The organism is Paenisporosarcina sp. P4_E4_2, assembly GCF_056401595.1.
In genome coordinates this window covers 1-5,177 of the sequence record NZ_JBFUJC010000225.1, presented here as the reverse complement: position 1 = coordinate 5,177, position 5,177 = coordinate 1, and the positions used below count along the sequence as shown (strand labels likewise).

At 39.0% G+C, this 5,177-nt stretch carries 7 protein-coding genes; all 7 read right to left on the bottom strand.

Features of this window, described 5'->3' with window-relative positions:
- The coding region (gene uvrC / locus AC1DSB_RS14045) for an excinuclease ABC subunit UvrC (RefSeq protein WP_477586929.1) at positions 1 to 663 on the bottom strand (663 nt) is incomplete at its 3' end.
- Positions 664 to 761: 98 nt separating this feature from the next.
- Positions 762 to 1,076 carry a thioredoxin gene (gene trxA / locus AC1DSB_RS14040; RefSeq protein ID WP_477586928.1) on the bottom strand — a complete coding sequence of 105 codons (315 nt, stop codon included), beginning with the start codon at positions 1,074 to 1,076 and terminating at the stop codon, positions 762 to 764.
- Positions 1,077 to 1,326: 250 nt separating this feature from the next.
- Positions 1,327 to 2,301 (bottom strand): electron transfer flavoprotein subunit alpha/FixB family protein, encoded by a 975-nt coding sequence (locus AC1DSB_RS14035; protein WP_477586927.1) that lies wholly within the window; start codon positions 2,299 to 2,301, stop codon positions 1,327 to 1,329.
- A 37-nt stretch (positions 2,302 to 2,338) separates the two neighbouring features.
- Positions 2,339 to 3,112 (bottom strand): electron transfer flavoprotein subunit beta/FixA family protein, encoded by a 774-nt coding sequence (locus AC1DSB_RS14030; RefSeq protein ID WP_016426736.1) that lies wholly within the window; start codon positions 3,110 to 3,112, stop codon positions 2,339 to 2,341.
- 25 nt (positions 3,113 to 3,137) lie between these two features.
- On the bottom strand, positions 3,138 to 3,911 hold the full coding sequence (locus tag AC1DSB_RS14025) for an enoyl-CoA hydratase (RefSeq protein ID WP_477586926.1): 774 nt from the start codon (positions 3,909 to 3,911) through the stop codon (positions 3,138 to 3,140).
- 18 nt (positions 3,912 to 3,929) lie between these two features.
- Entirely contained in the window at positions 3,930 to 4,511 is a 582-nt protein-coding gene (locus tag AC1DSB_RS14020; RefSeq protein ID WP_477532050.1) for a TetR/AcrR family transcriptional regulator, read from the bottom strand.
- Positions 4,512 to 4,600: 89 nt separating this feature from the next.
- The coding region (locus AC1DSB_RS14015) for an AMP-binding enzyme (protein WP_477586925.1) at positions 4,601 to 5,177 on the bottom strand (577 nt) is incomplete at its 5' end.

Genomic DNA, 5,177 nt, shown 5'->3' with positions numbered 1-5,177 from the left:
GTATTCTTTTGCTCTTTCAAACTCTAAGTTCTCAGCTGCCGATGACATTTTTTCCGTCAATTCTTGTTTGACTTGCTGATAGCCACCGTTTAAGAACCGTGTGATTTCATCAATAATTTTTCTGTATGCGTCTTGCTCGATTGTTTTAACGCAAGGAGCTAAACACTGGCCCAAATGATAATACAAACAAACCCGATCTGGTAATGTCGGACATTTGCGTAACGGGTATAAACGATCCAGTAATTTTTTCGTYTCACTCGCCGCATATGCGTTTGGATAAGGACCAAAGTATTTCCCTTTATCCTTTTTAACGATTCTGGTTGTTATCAATTTCGGATGATTTTCACCTGTTATTTTTATATAAGGATACGTTTTATCATCTTTCAGCATGATGTTATATTTCGGATCATGCTTCTTGATTAAATTCAATTCCAGAATGAGAGCTTCAATATCTGAAGATGTTACGATGTACTCAAAATCTTCAATTTCCTGGACGAGTCTCTGTGTTTTTCCATCATGACTCCCCGTAAAATAAGAACGCACACGATTTTTCAACACTTTGGCTTTGCCCACATAAATAATAGTGCTTTGGCGATCTTTCATTAAGTAAACACCTGGTTGATCAGGTAAAATCGCACATTTCTGTTGAATTAAATCATTCATCATTTTCATCACCTGTTTAAAAAAACCGGGTGCCCATGGGTACCCGGTTTTAATAATATTTCTTTTACAATATAAGACTAGAACGCCAATTGAAAAGATTATGCGTGTTTGTTTACTAATTCAACCAAAGCTTCTTTCGGGTTGAATCCAACTACTTTATCGACAGGTTGCCCGTCTTTGAAAAGTACCAATGTCGGAATTGACATAATCCCGAAGTTGCTAGCTGTTTCTTGGTTTTCATCTACATCAACTTTTACGATTTTTACTTTGCCACTCATCTCAGCATCTAATTCTTCAAGAACTGGAGCGATCATTTTACATGGTCCACACCAAGGTGCCCAAAAATCGACTAAAACTAAGCYGTCTGAAATTTCACTTGAAAAGCTTTGATCTGTTCCGTGTACAATTGCCATATTAAAACATCCTCCTCTAAATACAAACTCTAAACGTAGTATAGCATGTGGTAAATAGTGCTTCTACTTTTTTGCTCAACCTTTTAATAGCTAAAAATGAACATAATGAACACTGCTCATTCTTATGTTAACATTCTATTGCCAACATGGATTTTAGTTGAAGCAGAAATGATCTCTTGTCTTCTAGCATTCTTTTTTTTTGCCAAAACAAAACTCCGCAAGCTTTCGCTTCACGGAGTCTTATTAAATATTAGTTAGCTTTCATTTTCTTGAATTCTTCAGTCAGCATTGGAATGACTTCGAACAAGTCACCAACAATACCATAGTCAGCTACTTTGAAAATGTTTGCTTCAGGATCTTTATTGATTGCAACAATGATTTTCGAGTTTGACATACCAGCTAAATGTTGGATTGCCCCAGAAATACCTGCTGCAATATAAAGGTCAGGTGTTACCACTTTACCTGTTTGACCAATTTGAAGAGAGTAGTCACAGTAGTCAGCGTCACATGCACCACGAGATGCACCAACAGCACCACCTAAAAGATTTGCTAACTCTTTTAACGGCTCAAATCCATCTTCACTCTTCACGCCACGACCACCAGCAACGATAACTTTCGCTTCTGATAAATCTACGCCTTCAGCTGATTTACGAACAACTTCTTTGATGACAGTGCGAAGGTTCGTGATATCCACAGATAAAGATGAAACATCGCCTGAACGGCTAGCATCGTGAGCTAAAGGTTCAATATTGTTAGGACGGATTGTAATGAAATCAATCCCATCTTTGATTTTCACTTTTTCGAATGCTTTACCTGAGAAAATCGGACGGATAAATACAGCGTCAGCACCTTCTCCTTCGATATCAGTAACATCAGAAATAAGACCTGATTTTAGTTTACTTGCCACTTTTGGTGACAAATCTTTGCCTAATGCCGTATGTCCGAAAACAACTGCATCTGGGCTTTCACTTTCAACAACTGCCATGAATGCCTGACTGAAGCCATCAGATGTATACGATTTCAAGTGTGGATGCTCAACAGTGACAGCACGGTCAGCTCCATAATGAATCATTTCAGTTGCTAATGATTGTACAGAGTCTCCAAGAAGAACTGCTACAACTTCTCCACCGCCTGAAATTTTCTTAGCTGCAGCGATAGTTTCAAAAGATACATTACGTAAAGCACCTTCACGTGCTTCACCCAGTACGATTACTTTTTTTGTCATGATGTGATTCCCTCCAATTACAAATCTTCAGATTCGATTAAATGACTTTTGCTTCTGTACGAAGTAATTGCACCAATTCTTGTACTTGGTTTGAAAGATCGCCTTGAAGTACGCGACCTGCTTCTTTTTTAGGAGGCAAATAAATTTCTATTGTCTCCGTTTTTGCTTCTACATCATCTTCATCGATATCCAAATCATCCAATTCCACTTCTTCAAGTGGTTTCTTTTTCGCTTTCATAATACCCGGTAAAGAAGGATAACGAGGTTCGTTCAAACCTTGTTGAGCGGTAACAAGTAAAGGTAATGACGTTTCAAGTACTTCAGAATCGCCTTCCACATCACGAACGATACTAACTTGTGTTCCGTTAATTTCTAATTTAGTAATAGTTGTTACATAGTTGATGTCCAACAAGTCGGCAACACGTGGTCCAACTTGTCCAGATCCACCATCGATGGCAACGTTACCAGCTAATATTAAATCTGGGTTTTTATCTTTCAAGTAATCTGCCAATATTTGAGCAGCTGTAAATTGGTCCATTTCGTCCAAATCATCTTCAGTGTTAATCAGAACTGCTTTATCAGCACCCATTGCAAGAGCTGTACGAAGTTGCTTTTCAGCTTCTTCCCCACCAATTGTCAATACAGTCACTTCGCCACCGTGTGCGTCGCGGACTTGAATCGCTTCTTCAATTGCATATTCATCGTAAGGGTTAATGATGAATTCAGCGCCGTCTTCCTGAATTTTGCCACCAGAAACGACAATCTTTTCTTCTGTATCAAATGTACGTTTTACCAACACATAAATATTCATGATGCAGACCTCCCAATACTTTTCATTATTTTCCTTTGAACGATGGTTCGCGCTTTTCGATAAATGCTGAAATGCCTTCTTGTGCATCTTCTGAAATGAAAACGGTTCCAAAAGAGTGTGCTTCAGCTTTCACACCTTCATCATAGGCATACGTTTTAGCGAATTGTAACATGTCAATTGCAGCTTTTAATGCAACCGGACTCTTCTTAGCAATTTTAGTTGCAATTTCCATTGTATTGGCCAGCAACTCTTCTTCCGCATAGGCACGGTTCGCCAAGCCCCATTGAACCGCTTCCAAACCGCTGATCGGATCGCTCGTAAACAACATTTCTGCTGCTTTCGGCATCCCAACTAAACGTGGTAGGCGCTGAGTGCCCGCAAAACCTGGAATCAGACCAAGTTGTAATTCTGGCAATCCAAGTTTAGCATTTTCAGATACGATGCGAATGTGACAACTCATTGCGAGTTCCAGTCCTCCACCAAGTGCAGCTCCATGAATGGAAGCAATCACCGGTTTTGAGAATCTTTCAACGCGTTCAAAGATTTCTTGTCCACTTGCAGCCAATTCTGAAAACTCTTCCCCTGTTTTGATTGAAGTAAACTCTTTAATGTCCGCGCCCGCTGAGAAGAAACGTCCTTCTCCGTGTAAGACGATGACACGAACGCTGTCATCATGTTCAACAGCATTCAGTAATTCGTTTACCTCGAGAATAAGTGCTCGTGATAATGCATTTGCCGGCGGTCGATTAATCGTTACTTTCGCAACGTAATTTTCTACAGTCCAACTCAAAAACTCCATACACGTCCATCCCTTCACTTATGATTTCATACCACTCATTAATAAATGATGAACTTTCGGTGCCAATTTCATCAAATCGTACTTCTGTTCATTCATCACCCAAGTAGTAATCGTCTCATCAATTGTACCAAAGACCATGTGTCGCGCAAGACGAATATCTAATTCTTCATGAAATTCACCATTTTCCAATCCTTCAATTAAAATATCATCGAGCAACATTAAGTACTCTTTTAACACTTCATTGATTTTCAAGCGAATGTCTTTATTGGACTGTCTTAGTTCCAATTGAGTCACGATGGCTAAATGATGATCTGTTGCTAATACGCGAAAATGATTTTCTACCATTTTTAATAATTTTTCGGATGATGTCGTTCCATCACTTATAATTTTTTTCAGGTTTTCTACAAATAAGCCCATTTTTTCGTGGAAGACGGAAATTAAGATGTCTTCCTTGTTTTTAAAGTACAAATATATGGTTCCATCAGCGACGCCTGCTTGTTTCGCGATTTTAGAAACTTGTGCTTGGTGATACCCATTTTCTGCAATCACTACTACGGCTGCGTCAATTATTTGTTTGAATTTCGGTTTGTCTCGTTTCATAGATACCACCACCAAAAAAGATGAAATTATGAATGAGTGTTCATTCACAATTTCATCTTAAACTGAAGTACTAACGTTGTCAAGAAATGTTACGACGTTGCACTAGCTTCTCTATATTTATCTTTTTCTTCTTCAACTAAATTCCGTCGAAGAATTTTCCCGACTGCTGTTTTCGGTAACTCTTTTCTAAATTCATAGATTCTAGGCACTTTAAACGCTGCCAGATGTTCTCTGCAGAAAGTATTTAATTCTTCTTCTGAAACATGCTCGTTTTCTTTTAGGACAACATACGCTTTCACGGTTTCCCCTCGATAAGGATCAGGTACACCGATGGCAACACATTCTTGGATGGCTGGATGTTCGTATAGCACTTCTTCAATTTCACGCGGATAAATATTGAATCCCCCTGCAATGATCATATCTTTTTTACGATCTACAACATAGAAGAACCCTTTTTCATCCATATACCCCAAGTCACCAGTTAATAACCATCCATCGCGCATTGTATTTTCAGTATCTTCAGGACGGTTCCAATAACCTTTCATGATTTGTGGACCGCGCACACAAATTTCACCAATTTCATGTGGAGGCATTGGCTCAGTTGAATCAACTTGGAAAATTGCTGCTTCAGTATCTGGCCAAGGTACACCGACAGACCCTTTAAGT

Bases quoted from the DNA above. Each gene is read 5' to 3' on its own strand.
- AC1DSB_RS14035 (WP_477586927.1), bottom strand. From the start codon at position 2,301: ATGACAAAAAAAGTAATCGTACTGGGTGAAGCACGTGAAGGTGCTTTA.
- AC1DSB_RS14030 (WP_016426736.1), bottom strand. From the start codon at position 3,112: ATGAATATTTATGTGTTGGTAAAACGTACATTTGATACAGAAGAAAAG.
- AC1DSB_RS14025 (WP_477586926.1), bottom strand. From the start codon at position 3,911: ATGGAGTTTTTGAGTTGGACTGTAGAAAATTACGTTGCGAAAGTAACG.
- AC1DSB_RS14020 (WP_477532050.1), bottom strand. From the start codon at position 4,511: ATGAAACGAGACAAACCGAAATTCAAACAAATAATTGACGCAGCCGTA.